A 19,777-nucleotide genomic window follows, 5' to 3' on the forward strand; every position below is an offset into this window, starting at 1 on the left:
CCATCGCGGCGCGGCGCGGCGCGGCTCGCGGACCGGTACCCGCTGCGGCGCCGCGAGGGGCGCGGACCGGTACTCACTGCGGCGCCGCGAGGGGCGCGGACCGGTACCCACTGCGGCGCCGCGAGGGGCGCGGACCGGTACCCGCTGCGGCGCCGCGAGGGCGCGGGCGGGCGGCACGGCGGCGGCCGGGAGCTGGCCGAGGCCGACGCGAAGAGATCGACCACACCGCCGCCCACCAGCGCACTGTCCGATTAGTCGGAAATGTGTCAGCCGACCTCTGGCACGCGAAACTGCTGGCCAGTGGCACCGCCGCCGAGGATCCGTCACCCGGGCGAGTGGCCCGCAACCGCTGCTTGCGGCGTGTCGTTACCCCTGCGTCGGGGCGTCGTGTGCTTCTTGCGTGACCGCCAAGACACGCAGAGTGGTCAATGCCGTCCGTTTCTCTGATGTGCGGGTAGACGGGGTGCGGCAGCATGGGCGCGGTCAGCTCGTATGGGGGCGGAGGTCAGACGTGTCGGTCCGGACCCAGCTGCCCGGCGGCCTGGTCACCTTCATGTTCACGGACATCGAGGGGTCGACGCGGCTGGCCCGGCTGCTCGGTGCCGGGTACCGGCCGGTGCTGGCGGAGCATCGGCGGCTGGTGCGGCGGGTGCTGTCCGAGTCGGACGGCCGGGAGTTGTCGACCGAGGGGGATTCGTTCTTCGCGGCGTTCGCGGACGCGGGGGCGGCGCTCGGCGCCTGCCTGAGCGCGCAGCGGGCGCTCGCCGGGCACGAGTGGCCGGGGCCCGAGGCGGCGCCGCTGGTGCGGATGGGCCTGCACACGGGGTGGGCGGAGCCGTTCGGCGACGAGTACACGAGCGCCGAGGTGCACCGGGCCGCGCGGGTGGCGAGTGCCGCGCACGGCGGGCAGGTGCTGTGTTCGGCGGCGACCGCGCGGTACGCCGACGTGTTGCCGCCGTCGGCGTCGCTGCTGGACCTGGGGCTGCACCGGCTGCGCGGGTTCGACGACCACGAGCGGCTGTTCCAGCTGGTGGCGCCGGGGCTGCGGCAGAGTTTTCCGCGGCCGCGCACCGAGCGGGCGCCGGCGCACAATCTTCCCGCGGCGACGACGTCGTTCGTGGGGCGGCAGGCGGAGCGGGCGGAGCTGACCGGGCTGCTGCAGCGGCACCGGCTGGTCACGGTGACCGGGGCGGGCGGGGCGGGCAAGACGCGGCTGGCGGTCGAGGTGGCGAAGGGCCTGCTGCCCGCGTACCCGGACGGGGTGTGGCTGGTGGACGCGGCGGGCCCGCAGCCGGTCGCGGAGGCCCTGGTCGCGGCGGCCGGGCTGCGGCCCGAGCCGGGCCGCGCCGCGATCGAGACCCTGGTCGAGTACGCGGCGGCGCGGCGCCTGCTGGTCGTCGTGGACACCTGCGAGGCGCGGCCGGACGAGGTGGCGGCGGTCGCGGACCGGCTGCCCGCGGCGGCGCCGGGGGTGCGGGTGCTGGTGACCGGGCGGGAGTCGCTCGGGGTGTCCGGCGAGGTGGTGTGGCGGATCCCGCCGCTGGCCGACGCGGTGCGGCTGCTGGACGAACGGGCCACCGCGGCGCGCGGCGGGCGGGCGCCGGCGGCGGCGGAGCGGGCGGGCCTGGCGCGGGTGGCGGGGCGCCTGGAGGGGTTGCCGCTGGCGGTGGAGCTGGCCGCGAACCGGCTGCGCATGTTGTCGGCGGACGAGCTGGCCGCGGGCCTGGACGACGGGTACGCGGTGCTGGAGGACGGGCGGGCGGCGCGCGGGCCGGAGGAGCAGCGGCGGCACCGGTCGCTGGCGGCCACCGTGGCGTGGTCGTACGACCGGCTGGCGGCCGACGAGGCGGAGCTGCTGCGCCGGCTGTCGGTGTTCGCCGGGCCGGTGGACCTCGGCGCGGTGGCCGCGATGACGGACGGCGGCGGGTTCGCGCAGCTGGCCGCGCTGGTCGACAAGTCGCTGGTGGAGGCGCAGCCGGCGCCGGCCGGGTCGCGGTACCGGCTGCTGGGGCCGGTGCGGGCGTTCGCGGCGCGGCGGCTCGCCGACGCCGGGGACGCGGCCCGCGCCCGCGACCGGCACGTGTCGTGGGTGCTGGCGGCGCTGCGCCGGGTCCGCGCCGACGGCGCCGGCCGGCCGGTGACGCTGTCGCTGCACGACGTGACGCCGCTGGCCGCGGAGGGCGAGGCGGCGCTGCGCTGGTGCGCGACGGGCGGCAGCGCGCGGCTCGGCCTGCGGCTGGCCGGCGGCCTCGACCCGTGGTGGCGCGACCGCGGCGGCGCCGGGGGAGCGCGGCGGCTGCTGGCCGCCCTGTACGCGCGGCTGTCGTGCGGCGGCGAGCGGGTCCCGGACGCCGAGCTGGCCCGCGCGTTCCTGGTGCACGCCGCGCAGGCCGCCGCCGACGGGCAGCCGGCGGAGCAGGCGCGGTTCGTCCGGTACGCGGAGCGCGCGGCCCGGCGCGCCGGCGACCCGGCGGTGCTGGCGCGGGCCCTGGCCGCCCGCGGCCCGGCGCTGGTTGCGCTGGGTAGGCCGGCCGAGGCGGACCGGGCGTGCCGGGAGGCGATCGGCTGGGCGGGCCGCCGCTCGCTCACCGGCGCGGTGCTGCCCGCCGTGTACTGCCTGGCGGACCTGCTGTGGCGGCGCGGGGAGGTGGCGGAGGCGGCGGAGCTGCTGGGCGCCGCGCGGCCGTGGGAGACGGCGGGTGCGGAGGAGCGCGGCCGCCGTACCGTCGACATGCTTCTGGGGTGGGTGGCCCTGCGCCGCGGCGACCTGGTCGCCGCGCACGACCACCTGGCGGTGGCGCTGCGGTCGCGGGTGCGGCACGGGTTCCGGCGGCCGGCGGTGGAGAGCCTGGCGGCGATGGCGGTGCGCTGCGCGACCGGCGGCGATCCGGTCACGGCGGCGACCCTGTTCGGGGCGGGCCGGGACGTGGCGCTCGACCCGTGGGCGGCGCGGCAGCAGGTGCTGGCGCGGGCCCGGGCGGGCGACGCCGCGTTCGACGCCGCGTACGCCGCCGGGACCCGCCTGGAGCTGGACGAGGCGGTCGCGCTGGCGCTGGCCGTGGAGCACCCGGACCTGGCGGCCGGCTCGTCGCGGTTCGAGCCGGCCCCGGCCCCGGCTCAGCCGATCAGCCGCTCCGCCCGCTCGACGTCGGCGGGCTCGACGGCGGCCAGCGAGCCGAACGCGTCGACGGCGGTGTAGTAGGTCCAGGCCAGGCTGTAGCAGGCGGGCCGGACGACGGGCGAGTAGGTGGCGCACTTGCGCTTGAGGTCGGCGTGGAAGGCGTTGTCGAGGCGGGCCCGGTTCGCGGCGAACAGGCCGGCCTTCTTGTAGTTGCGGTAGCCGAAGTCGTGCCGCTTGCAGGCGAGCCGGAAGTCGAAGCCGAGCGGCCGGTCGGGGCTGGAGGAGCAGTCGTCGGTGGTCCAGTCGAAGCCGTAGGGGCCCCAGGCGCCCCGGTCGGCGCGGGCGGTGTTCCAGGCGGCGTAGCTGGCGGCGGAGGTCTGGGTCCAGCTCGACAGCACGGCGAGCTTCTGGGCGGCGGTGGCGGCCGCGGCCGGGTTCGCGAGCCCCAGGACGAGGGCGGCGGTGGCGAGGAGGGCGAGGAGGGCACGGCGGGCAGCGGGCATGGCGAACCTCCGAGCGGACGGCCCCTCGTGAGGGCCTGACGTGACTGGGGGTGATCGCGTAGTTACGGGGTGGGATCAGTGTCACGGCCGGGTGCCCGGTACGCAAGCCCGCCGCCGCACCCCGGCCAGGTGCACTAAGGTCGGTCCGACGTTTGCGGTGGCAGGGACCAGGAGGCGCCGGCATGATCCACCTTCCGGTGGTGCGGCAGGGACCCGCGCGCGCCCTCGGCATCCGCCTGGGCGCCGCGATCTCCCTCATCCTCGGCGCGGTCGCCGTCATCTACGCCGACCGCGACGGCTACCGCGACGTCAACGAGGACGGACTCACCCTTCTCGACTGCTTCTACTACGCGGTGGTCTCGCTCTCGACCACCGGGTACGGCGACATCACGCCCGTCACCGAGGCCGCCCGGCTGGTCAACGTCCTGATCATCACGCCGGCCCGCGTCCTCTTCCTCATCATCCTGGTCGGCACCACCCTCGAGGTGCTGACCGAGCAGTACCGGCGGAACCTGCGCGAGGCGCGGTGGAGGCACAAGTTGAAGGACCACATCATCATCTGCGGCTACGGCACCAAGGGCCGCGCCGCCGTGTCCGCCCTGCTGGAGGGCGGCCTCGACAAGCACCGCATCGTCGTCATCGAGAACGACGAGTCGACCGTCCGCCAGGCGGTCTCCGCCGGGCTCGTCGCCATCGAGGGCTCCGCCACCCGGTCGGCCGTGCTCAACCAGGCCGACGTCAAGGGCGCCAAGGCCGTCATCATCGCCACCGACAGCGACGACGCGTCGGTGCTCATCACGCTCACCGTGCGCCAGCTGACCGGCGGCCAGGTGCGCATCGTCGCGGCCGTCCGCGAGTCCGAGAACCTGCCCCTGCTCAAGCAGAGCGGCGCCCACCACGTCATCGTCTCGTCCGCCACCGCCGGCCGGCTGCTCGGCCTCACCACGACCGCCCCGCCGCTCATCGACGTGGTCGAGGACCTGCTCACCCCCGGCCAGGGCATGGCGCTGGCGATGCGGTCGGCGAAGCGCGACGAGGTCGGCAGCAACCCGCGCCAGCTCGACACGCTGGTCGTCGCGCTCATCCGGCGCGGCAAGGTGCTGCCGCTCGGCGGCGCCGCCACCGTCGAGATCGAGACGGGCGACATGCTCGTCTACATCCACGACGACCGCGACGGCGCCGACGAGCGGCCGCTCACGGTCTAGGGCCGAGCACCGCCGGGCCGGCCGTGCCGGAGCCCGGCTCCTTCAGCTCGATGAAGATCGAGTGGGTCGGGGTGTCGCCGATGTTCGCGCCGGCGTGGGTCTGGGCGTCGAGCCAGCGGACCTCGCCGGCCCCCAGCGCCACGTCCACCTCCCGGCCGCCGGCCATCAGGCGCCGCCGGAACGCCCCGAGCGTGACCATGACGCTGTCCGGGTGGCGGTGCGGCGAGGTGGTGTAGCCGGGCTGGTCGACATACTCCAGCACGCGGACCCGGTCGTTCTCGAGAAGCACCCGGTACGCGCCCGGGTCGGTGACGGTCGGGTCCTGGCTCATCGCGGCCTCCTTCGTGGTACCCGAGTGCCATATGGGACGACGGTACCATGAAGGCATGGCGATCCCGTACGAGTCGACCGGGCGGATCCAGCAGAAGACGCGCACCCGGGAGGCCCTCGTCGCGGCGACCCGCGCCCTGCTCGCGGAGGGTGTCGAACCGACCGTCGAGCAGGCGGCCGCGGCCGCGCGGATCTCCCGCACCACGGCCTACCGGTACTTTCCCGGCCAGCGGGAGCTGCTGCTCGCCGCGCACCCCGAGATCGACCGGACGTCGCTGCTGCCCGCCGACGCCCCCGCCGACGTCGAGCGGCGGCTCGACCTGGTGGTCCGGGAACTCGCCCGGATCAACCTCGACTGGGAGCCGCAGCTGCGCGCCGCCCTGCGGCTGTCGCTGGAGGCGGGCCGGTCCGGCGAGCCGCCGGTGCTGCGCGGCGGCCGGGCCATCGGCTGGATCGAGGACGCGCTCGGCCCGCTGCGCGACACGCACCCCGGCATCGACGTGCGGCGGCTGGCCGTCGCGATCCGGGCGGCCGCCGGCATCGAGGCCCTCGTCTGGCTGACCGATGTGGCCGGTGTGGGGCGCGCCGAGCTGGCGGACCTGGCGTCCTGGTCCGCCCGGGCGCTGCTGCGAGCGGCCCGGGCGGAGGACGAGCGACGGGACTAGAGGATCGTCCAGGTGTCGCCGGAGGCGAGCAGGCCGCTCAGCATCTCCTCCGGCGTGCCGGTCGCCCCGGCCTTCGCCGTGGCGAGCTGCTCCTGCACGAGGGTGTCGTAGGACTCCCGCCGGACCGAGCGGAACACCCCGATCGGCGTCGTGCCCAGGTCCGAGCCCGACAGCCGGGACAGCGCGAACGCGTACGCCGGGTCGTCGACCGTGGCGTCGTGGACCAGGACGTCCTCCGGCGCCACCGACGCGGTCTCGCGCACCGACAGGCCGAAGCCGCCGGCCGGGTGCACCACGCAGAACTGGCCCTGCGCGCCGAACGTGATCGGCTGCCCGTGCTCCAGCCGGATCAGGTGGTCGTCCTTCGTGCCCGGGTCCTTGAGCAGCTCGAACGCGCCGTCGTTGAAGATGTTGCAGTTCTGGTAGATCTCGATGAACGCCGAGCCGTCGTGCTCGGCGGCCGCGCGCAGCACCGACTGCAGGTGCTTGCGGTCGGAGTCGATGGTGCGCGCCACGAACGTGGCCTCCGCGCCCAGCGCCAGCGACAGCGGGTTGAACGGCGAGTCCGCCGAGCCCGTCGGCGTCGACTTGGTGATCTTGCCCAGCTCGGACGTCGGCGAGTACTGGCCCTTCGTCAGGCCGTAGATCCGGTTGTTGAACAGCAGGATCTTCAGGTTGACGTTGCGGCGCAGCGCGTGGATCAGGTGGTTGCCGCCGATGGACAGCGCGTCGCCGTCACCGGTCACCACCCACACCGACAGGTCGGGGCGCGACACCGACAGGCCGGTGGCGATCGCCGGGGCGCGGCCGTGGATCGAGTGCATCCCGTACGTGTTCATGTAGTACGGGAAGCGCGACGAGCAGCCGATGCCGGAGACGAAGACGATGTTCTCGCGCGGGATGTTCAGCTCCGGCATGAACTGCTGCACGGCGGCGAGGATGGCGTAGTCGCCGCAGCCGGGGCACCAGCGGACCTCCTGGTCCGACTTGAAGTCCTTGGCGGTGAGCTTCAGGGGAATGGTCGCTTCAGCCATTCTTGACCACGTCCTCCAGCATGTTCGCGAGCTCCGTGGCCGTGAACGGCAGGCCGCGGACCTGGTTGTAGGGGAGCGCGTCGACCAGGTACTTGGCCCTGATGACGTGGGCGAGCTGGCCGAGGTTCATCTCGGGGATGACCACCCGGTCGTAGCGGCGCAGCACCTCGCCGAGGTTCGCCGGCAGCGGCGCGATGTGCCGCAGGTGCGCCTGCGCGATCGGCAGGTTGCGCTGGCGCAGCCGCCGGCACGCCGCCCCGATCGGGCCGTACGTCGAGCCCCAGCCCAGCACCAGCACCGACGCGTCGCCGTCCGGGTCGTCCACCTCGACGTCCGGCACCGGGATGCCGTCGATGCGGGCGGCGCGGGTGCGGACCATGAAGTCGTGGTTCGCCGGGTCGTACGAGATGTCGCCGGTCCGGTCGGCCTTCTCCAGGCCGCCGATGCGGTGCTCCAGCCCCGGCGTGCCCGGCACCGCCCACGGGCGGGCCATCGTCTCCGGGTCGCGCAGGTACGGCAGGAACCGGCCGTCCTCGCCGTTGGGCTCGGTGGCGAACTCGACGCGCAGGTCGGGCAGGTCGCCGACCTCGGGCAGCAGCCACGGCTCGGAGCCGTTCGCCACGTAGTTGTCCGACAGCAGGATCACCGGCGTGCGGTACGTCAGCGCGATGCGGGCCGCCTCGATCGCGGCGTGGAAGCAGTCCGACGGCGACTTCGGCGCGATCACCGCGAGCGGCGCCTCGCCGTGCCGGCCGTACAGGGCCATGTTGAGGTCGGCCTGCTCCGTCTTCGTCGGCATGCCGGTGGACGGGCCCGCCCGCTGCACGTCGACGATCACCAGGGGCAGCTCCAGGGCGATCGCCAGCGAGATCGACTCGCCCTTGAGCGCCACGCCCGGGCCCGAGGTGGTGGTGACGGCCAGGGCGCCGCCGTACGCCGCGCCGACCGCCGCCGCCACGGCCGCGATCTCGTCCTCGGCCTGCATGGTGGTCACGCCGAGCCGCTTGTGCTTGCTCAGCTCGTGCAGGATGTCCGAGGCCGGGGTGATCGGGTACGCGCCCAGGAACACCGGCAGCTGCGCGCGCACGCCCGCCGCCACCAGGCCCAGCGCGAGCGCCGCGTTGCCGGTGATGTTGCGGTAGGTGCCGGCCGCCATCTTGGCCGGCTTCACCTCGTAGCGGACCGTGAAGGTCTCGGTGGTCTCGCCGAAGTTCCAGCCCGCCTTGAACGCGGCGATGTTCGCCGCGACCAGCTCCGGGCGCTTCGCGAACTTGCGCTCCAGGAACCGCAGCGTCGACTCGTGCGGCCGCGAGTACATCCAGCTCACCAGGCCGAGGGCGAACATGTTCTTCGCCCGCTCCGCGTCCTTCTTGGAGACGTCCAGGTCGGCCAGCGCACCCACCGTCATCGACGTCAGCGCCACCGGGTGCACCCGGAACCGGGCCAGCGAGCCGTCCTCCAGCGGGCTGACCGCGTACCCGACCTTGATCAGGTTGCGCTTGGTGAACTCGTCGGTGTTGACGATGATGTCGGCGCCCGGCGGCAGGTCCGCCACGTTCGCCTTCAGCGCCGCCGGGTTCATCGCCACCAGCACGTTCGGCGAGTCACCCGGGGTGAGGATGTCGTAATCCGCGAAGTGCACCTGGAAACTCGACACGCCCGGCAGGGTGCCGGCGGGCGCCCGGATCTCGGCGGGGAAGTTCGGCAGCGTCGAGATGTCGTTGCCGAGCTGCGCCGTCTCCGACGTGAACCGGTCACCGGTCAGCTGCATGCCGTCGCCGGAGTCACCGGCGAACCTGATCACGACGCGTTCGAGCTGCTGCACCTGCTTCGCGGGAGCAGCATCCGAAACCTGCTCGGCCACGGTCGAACCTCCTGGGGTCGCGCGGCGGGTGCGCACGTCGATGAACGAAACCCGCAGACGATAGATGAAGCCTACGTCGCGACGCGAGGCGCCATCGTGCGCGCTCGCCTGTCGGACACCTCCGGCAGCCCGTAACGCGGTCAGGATCGCTGCCGGGAATCGGACCTGACCACAGTAGCTACGGGTGATCGGTGCGAACCAGCGGTTCCCGCCGCCCGGGGACGTCGCGCTCGTCACTATGTCGACTAATCTCGGCAGGATGACCGGCTACCTCGGCTCGTACGCCGTCCTCGGGCTGCTCCTGCTCGCGGGCGCGCTGGTGTTCGTCGGGGCGTTCGGCGCGAACCGGCTGCTGCGCCCCGCGAACCCGGCCGAGCCGGCCGGCAAGCGCGTCGCGTACGAGTCCGGCATCGACCCGGTCGGCGGCAACTGGGCCCAGATGCAGATCCGCTACTACGTGTACGCCTTCCTCTACGTGCTGTTCGCCGTGGAGAGCGTCTTCCTGTTCCCCTGGGCCGTCGTGTTCGCCGATCCCGGCTACGGGGCCGCCGTCGTGGCCGAGATGGGCATCTTCGTCGCGGTCCTCGCGCTGGGCATCGTGTACGCGTGGCGCAAGGGCGTCCTGACCTGGTCCTAGGCCCGCGCGCGACGTCGGCCCCGCGGCCGTGGTCGCAGGCCGGCTCGCGGCGCTGGTCCTAGGCCGCGCGCGACGTCGGCCCCGCGGCCGTGGTCCCGGCCCGGCTCGCGGCGCCGGTCTCAGGCCAGGCCGCGGCGGGAGACCGCCGGCTGGCGGTCGCCGCGGATGGCGGCCACCATGTCCAGCACCTGCTTCGTCTCCGCCACCTGGTGCGCGCGGAACACCCGGGCGCCGTGCCAGGCCGAGATCGCCGTCGCGCCCAGCGTGCCCGGCAGCCGCCGGTCCACCGGCAGGTCAAGCGTCTCGCCCACGAAATCCTTGTTCGACAGCGCCACCAGCACCGGCCGTCCCGTCGCGACCAGCTCGTCCAGCCGGCGCGTCACCTCCAGCGAGTGCCGGGTGTTCTTGCCGAAGTCGTGCGCCGGGTCGATGAGGATGCCGTCCGGCCGCACCCCCAGCCGCTCCGCCCGCTCCGCCAGCTCCGTGACCCGCGCGACCACGTCCGCCACCACGTCGTCGAACGCCGCCCGGTGCAGCCGCGTCCGCGGCGTCAGCCCGCCCGCGTGCGAACACACCAGCCCCGCCCCGGTCCGCGCCGCCACCTCGGCCAGCGCCGGGTCCGCCCCCGACCACGTGTCGTTGATCAGATCGGCGCCGGCGGCCACCGCCTCCACGGCCACCTCCGCCCGCCAGGTGTCGATCGAGACCACCACCTGCGGGTACGCCTCCTTCACCCGCGCCACGAAGCCGACCGTCCGCTCGATCTCCTGCGCCGCCGTCACCTCGTCGCCCGGCCCGGCCTTCACGCCGCCGACGTCGATGATCTCCGCACCCTCCGCCACGGCCCGGTCGACGGCCGACAACGCCTTGTCTGGGGCGAATGTGGCACCCTTGTCGTAGAAAGAGTCCGGTGTCCGGTTCACGATCGCCATGACCACCGGCGACCCCGCCGGGAACTCCCGTCCCCCCAGCCGCAGCGTCCCGCTCACCTCATCCACCGGCCTCTCTCGCGTGCGTGCGGGGTGGCGGGCTTCACTGTCCTGGGCGCCCATGCCACGATCGTCGCATGGGCGAGCTTTTCCTCTTTCTCGTCGTGGCCTTGACGGTCGCGGCGATTGTCTTCGGCGTCACGGTCCTGGTCAGCGGCGGCGACCCGGGCCTGACCCCGGTCGAGCCCGACGGCCGCGCGGTGCCCCTGCCCGCGAACCGGCCGCTCGACGAGGAGGACGTCTCGCAGGTCCGCTTCGACACGGCCGTCCGCGGCTACCGCATGGCCCAGGTCGACCAGGCCCTCCAGCGGGCCGCGTACGACATCGGCTACAAGGGCGAACTCATCGGCGTCCTGGAAGCTGAGGTCAACGCCCTGCGCGAGGGCCGCACGGAAGACGCGGACATCCTGCGCCGCGCCCGCGAGGCCGCCGTCCAGCCCGCCGCCCCGCCGCCCGCCGACGCTCCGCCTGTCGACGCTCCGTCGGAGTCGCCCGCTGCCGTGTCGGCTGTCGCTGAGCCGTCGGTTTCTTCGCCCGCCGAGGACTCGCCGGCCGCTTCGCCGGCCTCTGCGCCGGCCTCGCCCGCCTCGCTCGCCACGCCGGCCGGGTCCGCCGCGGCTGCGGCGTCGTCCTCGCCCATCTCGTCGGCGATCCCGCCGGCGGCTTCGCCGGCCACGCCTGTCTCGCCCTCGTCCGTTTCTCCCGCTTCGTCTTCTCCCGCTTCGTCGTCGGCGCCGGCTGCGGCGACGGCGGCCGCGCCGGTCGCCGCCGCGGCCTCGCCGCTTCCGGCGCGCGACGTCGCCGACGACCCGGCCATCGGCGGGTCGCCCTCGGACCTCGCCGACCCGCTGTCCGCGCCCACCACCCCGGCCGCCACCGGCGACGACGACTACTCGCCGATCTTCGCGGAGATGTACCGCGCGGCCCCCTCGGCTGACGGCTCCGCGGAGAACGCCCCCGACTCGGCCCGTGATACGGCTGCCGGATCTGCGGCCGGTTCTTCGGCCGGTTTCGCTTCCGGTTCCACTTCCGGCTCCGCGGCCGGTTCGGCCGGCGGATCCGCCGCAGGGCACTCCGGGCACTCCGCCGGGCACTCCGGCGATCACCCCGACCGGGTCGGTCCGGCCGCGGAGGCCGCCGCCGTGCCGCCGTCGGTCGTCCACGACGAACCGGCCCACCGGCCCCCGGCCCCGGCCGCACCGACCGGGTCGGAGCCGCCGGCCGGCCCTTCGGGCGGCACGTCGGCCTCGCCGGCGGTCCGGCCGGCCACCGAAGAAGCGGCTACCACCACCACCGCCCCTGCTGCGGGCCCGACGCCCGAGAACGGGTCGTCCTCGTCTGCCGGGTCGTCGGCCGCTGCCGTTGCTCCGGCTGCCGCCGGGCCGTCCGCCACCCCGACCACTCCCGGCGCCCCGGCCACCCCGGCCACGTCGCCCGCCGCTGCCGAGCAGCCCGTCGCGCCGTCCCGCTCCGCCGGGTCGGCCGCCGAGCGCGGCGGTGACCCGGCCGATTCCGGCCGGGCCGCGCCTGACGGTGAGCCGGCGGAGCGGCGATGACCGAGCCGCTCGGCAACATCGGCGACGCCGCCCAGCCCGGCGCGGGCGAGGTCACCGCCACGGTCATCGTCGACGCGCCCGCGGAGCGCGTCTTCGCCGGGTTCACCGCGTGGGAGCGGCAGTCGGACTGGATCCCGTTCACGACGGTCCGGGTCGTCGAGGGCACCGGCGGCGAGGGCAGCCTGATCGAGGCGGTCACGACCGTCGGCCCGGCGGTGCTGCGCGACGAGATGCGGGTGGTGCGGGTGGACGCCCCGTACGAGGTGCGGGTGGTGCACTGCGGCAAGCTGCTGCGCGGCCCCGGATCGTTGCGCTGCACGCCGATGGAGCGCAACCGCACCCAGGTGGTCTGGCACGAGTGGTTCCACCTGCCGGGCGGCGCCGCGGGCCGGATGGCGTGGCCGGTGCTGTGGCCCGGGTCGAAGGTGAGCCTGAAGGGCGCCCTGAAGAAGTTCGGCCGGCTCGTCGAGGAGGGGCGCCTGCCCTGATCTTCGCGACATCGCGGAAGTCGGGGCGTCGTGGCCCGGGGGAGACGCCGGTATCGCGGTAAGCGGGCTCAGGGGGTACCCGGGAAGGGCCTGTGGAGGGCGTACGACGAGGGTTTCTGTCGGTCGGCGGTCGTAGCGTGAGTGGCGTGACGGACCTGATGATCGGCGCGGACGGGCTCGCCCGCTGCGCCTGGGGCAGCAGCACCCCGGAGTACATCCCCTACCACGACACGGAGTGGGGCCGGCCGCTGCGCGGCGACGACGCCCTGTTCGAACGCCTCAGTCTCGAGGCGTTCCAGTCCGGCCTGTCGTGGATCACGATCCTGCGTAAACGGGAGTCGTTCCGGCGCGCGTTCGCGGGCTTCCACATCGAGACGGTGGCCCGCTTCGGCGAGCAGGACGTGGCCCGCCTGATGGCCGACGCGGGCATCGTCCGCAACCGCATGAAGATCGACGCCACCCTCCAGAACGCCCGCGCCGCCGCCGACCTCGAGGGCGGCCTGTCGGACCTGCTGTGGTCGTACGCGCCGCCGCCGCGCCCACGCCGCCCCGCCGCGGGCGAGGTCCCGGCGGTCACCCCCGAGTCCACGGCGATGGCGAAGGACCTGAAGAAGCGTGGCTTCCGCTTCGTCGGCCCCACCACCGCGTACGCGCTCATGCAGGCCACCGGCATGGTCGACGACCACATCGAGGGCTGCCACGTCCCGCAGCGCACCGCGGAGCCGGTTCCCCCGGGTACCTGAGCGAGTGGTTCGATGGGTCCATGACGCAGTGGGCGGTGGTCATCCCGGCAGAGCAGTACGAAACCGAGCGGCTCTACCACCACGACGAGGTCACGGTCGAGTCCCCGGCGGGCGCCGAACTGCCCGCGGACGGCGACGAGGCCCTGATCGTCGTGGCGGGGGAGCACCCTCTGGTGATCGGCCTGGGCCGCATCGTCGCCCCAGCCCCCGCGACGGCTCCGGCGGCTACTGCGGCCCCGGCCGCGGGTGGGCGCACCGTGGTGGTCGCCTACACCCGGCGGGCCTTCGACGCCCCCGTGCCCGCCCCACGGCTAGCGCTCGGCCATCAGGTCCAGCCGCTCGACCCCGCCACCTACCGGGACTTAGCGGCCCGCCTCGGCGTGCCCGCCGACCGGCGCACCTGGCTGGTGAGCGTCGACCTGCCGATCGAGGCGGAGTCCCCGGCGGAGGCGGTGCGCCAGTTCTGGTCGTACGTGCGCCAGCTGGGGCCGCGCGAGCTGCCGACGTTCGTGTGGCCGTCGGGCAACGAGCTGGCGATGCAGGCGTTCGTGCTGGGCGAGGAAGCCAACCAGGACCCGGAGGAGGACGAGGACGACGACTGACCGCCGGCGGGATCTGCAGGGCGGCGGAAACGCGGAACGGGCCGGACGGCCGGGACGTCGTTGTCCCAGCCGCCCGGCCCGTTCGCTCCGCGAAGGGGACAACGGCCCCGGGGTTCACCCCACCCGGGACCGCCGTCGCTCCTTCAACGACCGAGCCAGCGAAGGGGCGGGTCAGCCGCCGAGGCTGGTGGCCGCCGACCGGATCTGCGCCGTGTACGTGCTCACCTCGGTGTACACGCCCGGCTTGTTCGGGCGGGCGCACCCGTCGCCCCAGCTGACGATGCCGACCTGGATCCAGGCGTTCGCGGCGTCGCGGCGGAACATCGGGCCGCCCGAGTCGCCCTGGCAGGTGTCGACGCCGCCCTGGGTGTAGCCGGCGCAGATCTCCTGGGCGGCCTCGACCTGGCCGTTGTACATCGTGCGGGAGTTGCAGGTGGCGTCGCTGACGAACGGGACGGTGGCCTTCAGCAGGTAGCGCTGCTGCGAGCCGCCTTCGCGGTTGGCGCCCCAGCCGGCGATGGTGAAGGTGCCGGTGTTGTAGGTGGCGTCGGAGGCGATGGGCAGGGTGGGGACGCCGGTGACGGCCTGGGAGAGCCGGATGAGGGCCCAGTCGTTGTTCGGGTCCGGGCTGCCGGTGTAGTTGGCGGCGCGGAAGACGTAGTTCGAGCGGCGGGTGATGCGGCTGGCCGACTGCAGGTCGACCGAGCCGAGCGTCGCGGTGATGCTGGTGGTGGCGCCGGTGCGGCCGACGCAGTGGGCGGCGGTCAGCACGAGGGTGGGGCTGTAGAGGGCGCCGCCGCAGCCCATGGACAGGCGCACCATGAACGGGAACTCGCCCTGGGTGGCCCGGGTGCCACCGACGACGCGCTGGGGGCCGTCACCTGCCGGGGCGGCGGTCGCCGACGTCGCCATCAGCGTGCCGGCGCTCGCCGCCACCAATGCCGCCGCCGCCGTGCCCAGAAGCCTGCGCCACCTGTTCATGCGTCCTCCCCGGACTTCAGGTCGTGTCACCGGTGGGGTGCACGTACCGACCGTTTGGCGGAAGCGTAGGTGGCGTATCGGCGTCGGTGAGTATCCCGTTCAGCTCATATCGTCGGCGGTTCGGCGGGTCAGCGGCCGCTGAACTGGGGTTTCTCCTTCGCGACGAACGACGCGACGGCGGCCCGGTGGTCCTCGGTGGCGCCGCAGATGGCCTGCGCCTGGGCTTCGGCGGCGAGCGCGTCGGACAGGGTGCCGGCGTCGCCGATGGACAGTTCGCGCTTGATGGCGGCGTACGCGACGGTGGGTCCGGCGGCGAGGCGGGCGGCGAGTTCCTGGGCGGCGGGCAGGACGGCGGCGTCGTCGTCGACGAGGCGGCTGACCATGCCGAGCTCGTGGGCGCGGGCGGCGGCCAGGGGCTCGGCCAGCATCAGCAGCTCGACGGCGCGGGCGTGGCCGACGAGGCGGGGCAGCGACCACGAGATGCCGGTGTCGCCGGCGAGGCCCACGTTCGCGAACGCCATGAGGAAGCTGGTCTTCGGCCCGGCGATGCGGAAGTCGGCGAGCAGCGCGAGGGCGGCGCCGGCGCCGGCCGCGGTGCCGTTGACGGCGGCGACGACGGGCTTGGGCAGGTTGGCGAGCCGCTGCGCGATCGGGTTGAAGTGGGCGCGCACCGTGTCCAGCGTGCCGCTCGTGCCGGCCTCCAGGATCTGCGCGTGCTCGCGCAGGTCCTGCCCGACGCAGAACGCCCGCCCGGCGCCGGTCAGCACGACGGCCCGGCAGGAGCGGTCGGTCTCCAGCTGGGCGAGGGTGTCGCGCAGCGCCTCCTTGAGCGGGATGTCGAGCGAGTTCATCGACTCGGGCCGGTTGAGGGTGAGGGTCACGACGGCGTCGGTGCGGTCGACGAGCAGCGGGTCGGACACGGCGCGGCACTCCTTCGTCAGCTGATCAGTCAGCGTCTCACACGCCCGCGCGCGCGAGAGGCCGCCGGGCGCGCGGCGGCAATGAGGGAGGGCGCAGGAGCGCGAAGGGGCATGGGAGAGGGAGCGCGCCGCGTCAGCGGCGGGCCGCCGGTCGGTGCCGGGCCGCGTGGTCCAGGCAGGCCGTGACGTACCGGTCCGCGGCCGGGCGCAGCCGGGCCGCGTGCCGGTCGAAGAACGCGGCGGCCGTGGTGCCCGGCCAGCGTTCGGGCAGCAGGCTGGGCGGCAGTTGCGGGTCGCGGAACAGGAACGTGCGCCACGCGTGGACCAGCCGGAACCGCACCGAGTACGCGTCCTCGTCGGAGCTCTTCGCGGTGACGGTGCCGACGAGGGCGCGCTGGTCGGTGACGAACTGCTCGTAGGCGGCGCCGACCTCGTCGAGGTCCCAGGCCCGCCGGACGACCGCCGCCGCGCCCGGGGTGCCGGCGGCGTGGGCGGCGGTGAAGCGCTCGTACTCCAGGCCGTGTTCGGCCAGGACGGCGTCGATGTCCTCGGCGCTGCGGGGCGCGACCCAGGTCTGCTCGTCGAGCATCCCGTACCCGAGGAAGGCCAGGCCGGCGGCGAGCCGCTGGCCCTCGCGGCGGGTGACCGGGGTGCGGATGAGGACGAGGTCGAACTTGCCGTCCCAGGCGGGGCGGCCGGTGCGGTAGATGCGGCCGGCGGCCTCGTCGAGGCGGCGGACGGCCTTCGGGGTGAGGGCGTAGCCCGGTCCGGCGACCGTGCGCAGGGGGTGCAGCCAGCCCTGGCGCACCATGCGGGACACGGCGGTGCGCACCGCGGGTGGGGCGATGCCCAGCGGTGCGAGCAGCCGGACCAGGGCGGCGACGGGGGCCCTGCCGCCGCGTGGGCGCAGGTAGTCGCCGTACAGGTCGAAGAGGGCCGACCGTGCCTGCATGACCGCACATTGTGACAGTCAAAAACCCACTATGCTAGACGCTGTCACACCGCACCGGTCTCGGTTTGGGTCCAGCGGTGTTCATCAGGGAAAATGTTTGATCGGCCCGGCCGTCTCGGCGGTCGGGCCCGCTCCGATGGTAAGCACCGGCGCCGTGGGCTGTGCACGGCGGTGAAGTTGTGAGGCACACCTACCGACCCTGACGTAGGTCTGAGGGGAGACAACATGGCGGCGATGAAGCCGCGGACGGGCGACGGTCCGCTGGAGGTCACCAAGGAGGGCCGCGGGATCGTCATGCGGGTTCCGCTGGAGGGCGGTGGCCGGCTTGTCGTCGAGATGACTCCCGACGAGGCCAGCGCGCTCGGCGACGCGCTGAAGGCCACCGCGGGCTAGACGCTCGCAGACCCGCCGGTCCGGTGCGCCGGGCCGGCGGGTCTTCCATGCCCGGTGCAGGTCGGCGGAAGGCAGCTGAAGGCAGTGCGCTCGTTCGCGATCCGGTCCGTCCCCGGCGATCCCGGCGACGGCACCCTGGTCCTGCCCGTGGGGGCCGGCGGCGACCTCGCCGCGCGCGCCCCGCAGGACGTCCTGGCCGAGGCCGCCGAGCTGTTGCGCGACGCCGACGACCCGGGCCGTCCCGGCGCCGTCCAGGTGCTGCCGCGGCCGCTGCGCACCCCGGCGCGGGTGCTGCTGGCCGGGGTGGGCGCCGGCGACGCCGCCGGCTGGCGGGCCGCGGGGGCCGCGATCACCGCGGCGGCCCGGGCCGGCGAGGCGCTGCGGGTCGCCGCGCACGATCTGCACCCCGATGGGGTACGGGCGTTCGCCGAGGCGGCCTGGCTGGCCGGGTACGCCTTCCGCGCGCCCGGCGACGCCGACGACCCGGCGCAGCCGTACGGCGACGACACCAACCCGGCGGAGATCCTGCTCGTCGGCGCCCCGGAGGCGGGCCTGGCCGAGGCGCGCGCCACCGCCGCCGCGACCGCCCTGGCCCGCGACTGGGTCAACATGCCGTCGTCGGTGAAGAACCCGGAGTGGCTGGCCGGGCGGTTCGCGGCCGAGGCGGCGGGGCGTCCCGGGCTCACCGCGCGGGTGCTGGCGGGCGACGAGCTGGCCGGGTTCGGCGGCATCCTGGCCGTCGGCGGCGGCTCGGTCAGCCCGCCGCGCCTGGTCGAGCTGAGCTGGTCGCCGGCCAACGCCACCACCCACGTTGTGCTGGTCGGCAAGGGCATCACGTTCGACACGGGCGGCATCTCGATCAAGCCGGTGGCGGCGATGACGCTGATGCGCAAGGACATGGGCGGCGCCGCCGCGGTGGCCGCCGCCACCCTGGCCGCGGCGGACCTGCGCCTGCCGGTGCGCGTCACGACGCTGCTGCCGCTGGCGGAGAACGCGGTCAGCGGCGCGGCGATGCGCCCCGGCGACGTCATCACCCACTTCGACGGCACGACCAGCGAGTCCACCAACACCGACGCCGAGGGCCGGCTCGTGCTCGCCGACGCGCTCGGCTACGCGGCGGCCCGGCTCGACCCGGACGTCATCGTCGACCTGGCCACCCTGACCGGCGCGAACGCGGTGGCGCTCGGCAAGCGCACCGCCGCCCTGTACAGCCAGGACGACGAGTTGGCCGCCGCGCTCGAGGGCGCCGCCGCGGCCGCCGGCGAGCAGGTGTGGCGGATGCCGCTGCCGGAGGACTACGTGCCGTACCTGCGCAGCGACATCGCGGACCGGTTCAGCGCCCCCGCCCAGGGCGCCGGCTCGGTGGTGGCGGCGCTGTACCTGCGCGAGTTCGTCGGCGACACCGCCCAGTGGGCGCACCTGGACATGTCGGCCCCGTCGTGGGCGGACGCCGCCGACGGCGAGCTGACCAAGGGCGCCACCGGGTGGGGCGTGCGCACGCTGGTGCGCTGGCTGAGCGCTATCGCTTGACGGCGACCAGCAGGCCCTCGCCGGCCGGCACCAGCGCTTCGATCCACTCGTCCGACTCCCGCACAGCCGTGACCATCTGGCGCACCGTCACGGTCGCCACGTCGCGGGCCGCCGGGTCGGCGATGCGGCCGCCCGCCAGCGCCCCGTTCACCGCCAGCACCCCGCCGGGCCGCAGCAGCCGCAGGGCGGCGTCGGCGCACGCGCCCGACTCGGTGGCGTCGGCGTCGACGAACACCAGGTCGTAGACGCCGTCGGCCAGCCGCGGCAGGACGTCGAGGGCGCGGCCCGTGATGATCCGCGTCCGCGACGGCGCGAACCCCGCCTCCAGGAAGATGCGCCGGGCCACCCGCTGGTGCTCGTTCTCCACGTCGATCGTCGTGAGCACGCCGTCGGGGCGCATGCCGCGCAGCAGCCACACCCCGCTCACGCCGGTGCCGGTGCCGATCTCGACCACGGCCTTCGCCGGGCCGACGGCGGCCAGCAGGCGCAGCAGCGCCCCCGCGCCGGGCGACACCGCGCCCAGCCCCACCTCCGCGGCGAGGCTGCGCGCCGTCTGCAGGACGAGGTCCTCGGGTACGTACGACTCGGTGAACCCTGTCGACGGCGCCGGGTGCGCGCCGAACGTGCGGGCGACGGTGGCGATGACGTCCTCCTCGGGTGCGCGCGAGCATGCCTGACCGGTTCGCGCAGACATTGAGCCTAGGGTCCGGTGTCGGGTGACTTCCACCGGCCTGCACCCCGAGCGTGCCGGGGGTGACCCTGGTGGGCGGCTGCGGCGGTCGCGCCGAGCGATCCGTGTCATTCTGGGAGTGGAGCGCGGGGGCGGCTCCGTTCGACCGAGTGGAGGCAGGGCGACTGTGACCGACGGCTGGAACTGGCAACAGCCTCGACCGCCGGCTGACCCGGCGCGTCCCCAGCCGCCCGAGCCCGCCGCCGGCCCGGCGCCGACCGCGGGCGCCGAGGTCGCCGACTCCCCGTCCACGTGGCCGTCGTACGCGGCCGAGCCCACCGACACCGCCGGCACCGGTGTCCGCGGGCTGGGTGAGCCGTCGGCCGCCGTGCCGGACTTCGCGCAGCCCCAGCTCCCGCCGCCCACCGAGCCGTACGCTGCCTCGCCGCCGCCCTTCGAGCCGCACCCCGGGCCGCCGCCGTTCGGCGCCGTGCCGTCGGCCCCGCCCGCCTGGACCCAGCCCACCGACCCCCGCGTCCCGGCGTACGGCCGCCCGGCCCCGTACGGGCCGCCCGGCGCGGCGGTCCACGGCCA

The 19,777-nt window shown here is 74.8% G+C and carries 18 protein-coding genes and 1 pseudogene; 10 read left to right on the forward strand and 9 right to left on the reverse strand.

Going from position 1 to position 19,777, the window contains the following annotated elements; genetic code table 11:
• The first annotated feature begins 511 nt into the window (after positions 1-511).
• Positions 512-3,199 carry an ATP-binding protein gene (locus tag Sya03_RS00325; RefSeq protein ID WP_203936052.1) on the forward strand — a complete coding sequence of 896 codons (2,688 nt, stop codon included), beginning with the start codon at positions 512-514 and terminating at the stop codon, positions 3,197-3,199.
• Here the strand turns inward: Sya03_RS00325 and Sya03_RS00330 are convergent.
• Entirely contained in the window at positions 3,118-3,624 is a 507-nt protein-coding gene (locus Sya03_RS00330) for a phospholipase (RefSeq protein WP_203936053.1), read from the reverse strand. The genes Sya03_RS00325 and Sya03_RS00330 overlap by 82 nt on opposite strands.
• A 182-nt stretch (positions 3,625-3,806) precedes the next feature.
• Here Sya03_RS00330 and Sya03_RS00335 point away from each other — a divergent pair, with 182 nt between their 5' ends.
• On the forward strand, positions 3,807-4,829 hold the full coding sequence (locus tag Sya03_RS00335) for a potassium channel family protein (RefSeq protein WP_203936054.1): 1,023 nt from the start codon (positions 3,807-3,809) through the stop codon (positions 4,827-4,829).
• On the opposite strand, the gene Sya03_RS00340 is transcribed toward Sya03_RS00335, so the two are convergent.
• Positions 4,819-5,160 (reverse strand): cupin domain-containing protein, encoded by a 342-nt coding sequence (locus tag Sya03_RS00340; RefSeq protein ID WP_203936055.1) that lies wholly within the window; start codon positions 5,158-5,160, stop codon positions 4,819-4,821. The two genes, Sya03_RS00335 and Sya03_RS00340, sit on opposite strands and share 11 nt — an antisense overlap.
• A 55-nt stretch (positions 5,161-5,215) precedes the next feature.
• Between Sya03_RS00340 and Sya03_RS00345 the strand changes: the two genes are divergently transcribed.
• A complete protein-coding gene (locus tag Sya03_RS00345; protein WP_203936056.1) occupies positions 5,216-5,824 on the forward strand; it encodes a TetR/AcrR family transcriptional regulator in 609 nt (202 codons plus the stop codon).
• Here Sya03_RS00345 and Sya03_RS00350 read toward each other — a convergent pair.
• Together Sya03_RS00350 and Sya03_RS00355 are read right to left on the reverse strand one after the other, a co-directional pair.
• Entirely contained in the window at positions 5,821-6,858 is a 1,038-nt protein-coding gene (locus Sya03_RS00350) for a 2-oxoacid:ferredoxin oxidoreductase subunit beta (RefSeq protein WP_203936057.1), read from the reverse strand. The genes Sya03_RS00345 and Sya03_RS00350 overlap by 4 nt on opposite strands.
• The gene (locus tag Sya03_RS00355; protein ID WP_203936058.1) at positions 6,851-8,722 is read right to left on the reverse strand and encodes a 2-oxoacid:acceptor oxidoreductase subunit alpha; all 1,872 of its coding nucleotides are present in this window, start codon (positions 8,720-8,722) and stop codon (positions 6,851-6,853) included. Before Sya03_RS00355 ends, Sya03_RS00350 begins: the two co-directional genes overlap by 8 nt.
• Before the next feature lie 259 nt (positions 8,723-8,981).
• Here Sya03_RS00355 and Sya03_RS00360 point away from each other — a divergent pair, with 259 nt between their 5' ends.
• Positions 8,982-9,359: an NADH-quinone oxidoreductase subunit A gene (locus Sya03_RS00360; RefSeq protein ID WP_203936239.1), complete on the forward strand. Its 378-nt coding sequence runs from the start codon at positions 8,982-8,984 to the stop codon at positions 9,357-9,359.
• Positions 9,360-9,478: 119 nt separating this feature from the next.
• Here the strand turns inward: Sya03_RS00360 and folP are convergent, their stop codons facing one another.
• On the reverse strand, positions 9,479-10,348 hold the full coding sequence (folP, locus tag Sya03_RS00365) for a dihydropteroate synthase (RefSeq protein WP_203936059.1): 870 nt from the start codon (positions 10,346-10,348) through the stop codon (positions 9,479-9,481).
• A 77-nt stretch (positions 10,349-10,425) separates the two neighbouring features.
• Here folP and Sya03_RS31800 point away from each other — a divergent pair.
• From Sya03_RS31800 to Sya03_RS00385, 4 genes and pseudogenes are all read left to right on the forward strand, one after another.
• Positions 10,426-10,989: pseudogene (locus tag Sya03_RS31800) on the forward strand (DivIVA domain-containing protein); the annotation flags it as partial.
• Positions 10,990-11,900: 911 nt separating this feature from the next.
• Positions 11,901-12,392, forward strand: a complete 492-nt coding sequence (locus Sya03_RS00375) for an SRPBCC family protein (protein WP_203936060.1) — start codon at positions 11,901-11,903, stop codon at positions 12,390-12,392.
• A 146-nt stretch (positions 12,393-12,538) separates the two neighbouring features.
• Positions 12,539-13,135, forward strand: coding sequence for a DNA-3-methyladenine glycosylase I (locus Sya03_RS00380; protein WP_275411412.1), 597 nt, complete (start codon positions 12,539-12,541; stop codon positions 13,133-13,135).
• Positions 13,136-13,155: 20 nt separating this feature from the next.
• Entirely contained in the window at positions 13,156-13,737 is a 582-nt protein-coding gene (locus Sya03_RS00385; RefSeq protein ID WP_203936061.1) for a hypothetical protein, read from the forward strand.
• 171 nt (positions 13,738-13,908) lie between these two features.
• Here Sya03_RS00385 and Sya03_RS00390 read toward each other — a convergent pair whose 3' ends face one another.
• The 3 genes from Sya03_RS00390 to Sya03_RS00400 form a co-directional block, all read right to left on the reverse strand.
• On the reverse strand, positions 13,909-14,718 hold the full coding sequence (locus tag Sya03_RS00390; protein ID WP_203936062.1) for a S1 family peptidase: 810 nt from the start codon (positions 14,716-14,718) through the stop codon (positions 13,909-13,911).
• A 128-nt stretch (positions 14,719-14,846) separates the two neighbouring features.
• The gene (locus tag Sya03_RS00395; RefSeq protein ID WP_203936063.1) at positions 14,847-15,638 is read right to left on the reverse strand and encodes an enoyl-CoA hydratase-related protein; all 792 of its coding nucleotides are present in this window, start codon (positions 15,636-15,638) and stop codon (positions 14,847-14,849) included.
• Positions 15,639-15,771: 133 nt separating this feature from the next.
• Positions 15,772-16,590, reverse strand: a complete 819-nt coding sequence (locus Sya03_RS00400) for a PaaX family transcriptional regulator (protein WP_203936064.1) — start codon at positions 16,588-16,590, stop codon at positions 15,772-15,774.
• 225 nt (positions 16,591-16,815) lie between these two features.
• On the opposite strand from Sya03_RS00400, the gene Sya03_RS00405 reads away from it, so the two are divergent.
• Both Sya03_RS00405 and Sya03_RS00410 read left to right on the forward strand, forming a co-directional pair.
• The gene (locus Sya03_RS00405) at positions 16,816-16,983 is read left to right on the forward strand and encodes a DUF3117 domain-containing protein (protein ID WP_203936065.1); all 168 of its coding nucleotides are present in this window, start codon (positions 16,816-16,818) and stop codon (positions 16,981-16,983) included.
• Positions 16,984-17,118: 135 nt separating this feature from the next.
• On the forward strand, positions 17,119-18,513 hold the full coding sequence (locus Sya03_RS00410; protein ID WP_370872131.1) for a leucyl aminopeptidase family protein: 1,395 nt from the start codon (positions 17,119-17,121) through the stop codon (positions 18,511-18,513).
• Here the strand turns inward: Sya03_RS00410 and Sya03_RS00415 are convergent.
• Complete coding sequence (locus Sya03_RS00415; protein ID WP_203936066.1) at positions 18,503-19,207, reverse strand: O-methyltransferase; 705 nt, start codon at positions 19,205-19,207, stop codon at positions 18,503-18,505. The two genes, Sya03_RS00410 and Sya03_RS00415, sit on opposite strands and share 11 nt — an antisense overlap.
• Between the last annotated feature and the right edge of the window lie 570 nt (positions 19,208-19,777).

The organism is Spirilliplanes yamanashiensis (genome assembly GCF_016863475.1).
Classification (GTDB): domain Bacteria; phylum Actinomycetota; class Actinomycetes; order Mycobacteriales; family Micromonosporaceae; genus Spirilliplanes; species Spirilliplanes yamanashiensis.

Bases quoted from the DNA above. Each gene is read 5' to 3' on its own strand.
- Sya03_RS00335 (WP_203936054.1), top strand. From the start codon at position 3,807: ATGATCCACCTTCCGGTGGTGCGGCAGGGACCCGCGCGCGCCCTCGGC.
- Sya03_RS00385 (WP_203936061.1), top strand. From the start codon at position 13,156: ATGACGCAGTGGGCGGTGGTCATCCCGGCAGAGCAGTACGAAACCGAG.
- Sya03_RS00405 (WP_203936065.1), top strand. From the start codon at position 16,816: ATGGCGGCGATGAAGCCGCGGACGGGCGACGGTCCGCTGGAGGTCACC.
- Sya03_RS00340 (WP_203936055.1), bottom strand. From the start codon at position 5,160: ATGAGCCAGGACCCGACCGTCACCGACCCGGGCGCGTACCGGGTGCTT.
- Sya03_RS00415 (WP_203936066.1), bottom strand. From the start codon at position 19,207: ATGTCTGCGCGAACCGGTCAGGCATGCTCGCGCGCACCCGAGGAGGAC.
- Sya03_RS00375 (WP_203936060.1), top strand. From the start codon at position 11,901: ATGACCGAGCCGCTCGGCAACATCGGCGACGCCGCCCAGCCCGGCGCG.
- Sya03_RS00390 (WP_203936062.1), bottom strand. From the start codon at position 14,718: ATGAACAGGTGGCGCAGGCTTCTGGGCACGGCGGCGGCGGCATTGGTG.
- Sya03_RS00400 (WP_203936064.1), bottom strand. From the start codon at position 16,590: ATGCAGGCACGGTCGGCCCTCTTCGACCTGTACGGCGACTACCTGCGC.
- Sya03_RS00350 (WP_203936057.1), bottom strand. From the start codon at position 6,858: ATGGCTGAAGCGACCATTCCCCTGAAGCTCACCGCCAAGGACTTCAAG.
- Sya03_RS00360 (WP_203936239.1), top strand. From the start codon at position 8,982: ATGACCGGCTACCTCGGCTCGTACGCCGTCCTCGGGCTGCTCCTGCTC.
- Sya03_RS00330 (WP_203936053.1), bottom strand. From the start codon at position 3,624: ATGCCCGCTGCCCGCCGTGCCCTCCTCGCCCTCCTCGCCACCGCCGCC.
- Sya03_RS00345 (WP_203936056.1), top strand. From the start codon at position 5,216: ATGGCGATCCCGTACGAGTCGACCGGGCGGATCCAGCAGAAGACGCGC.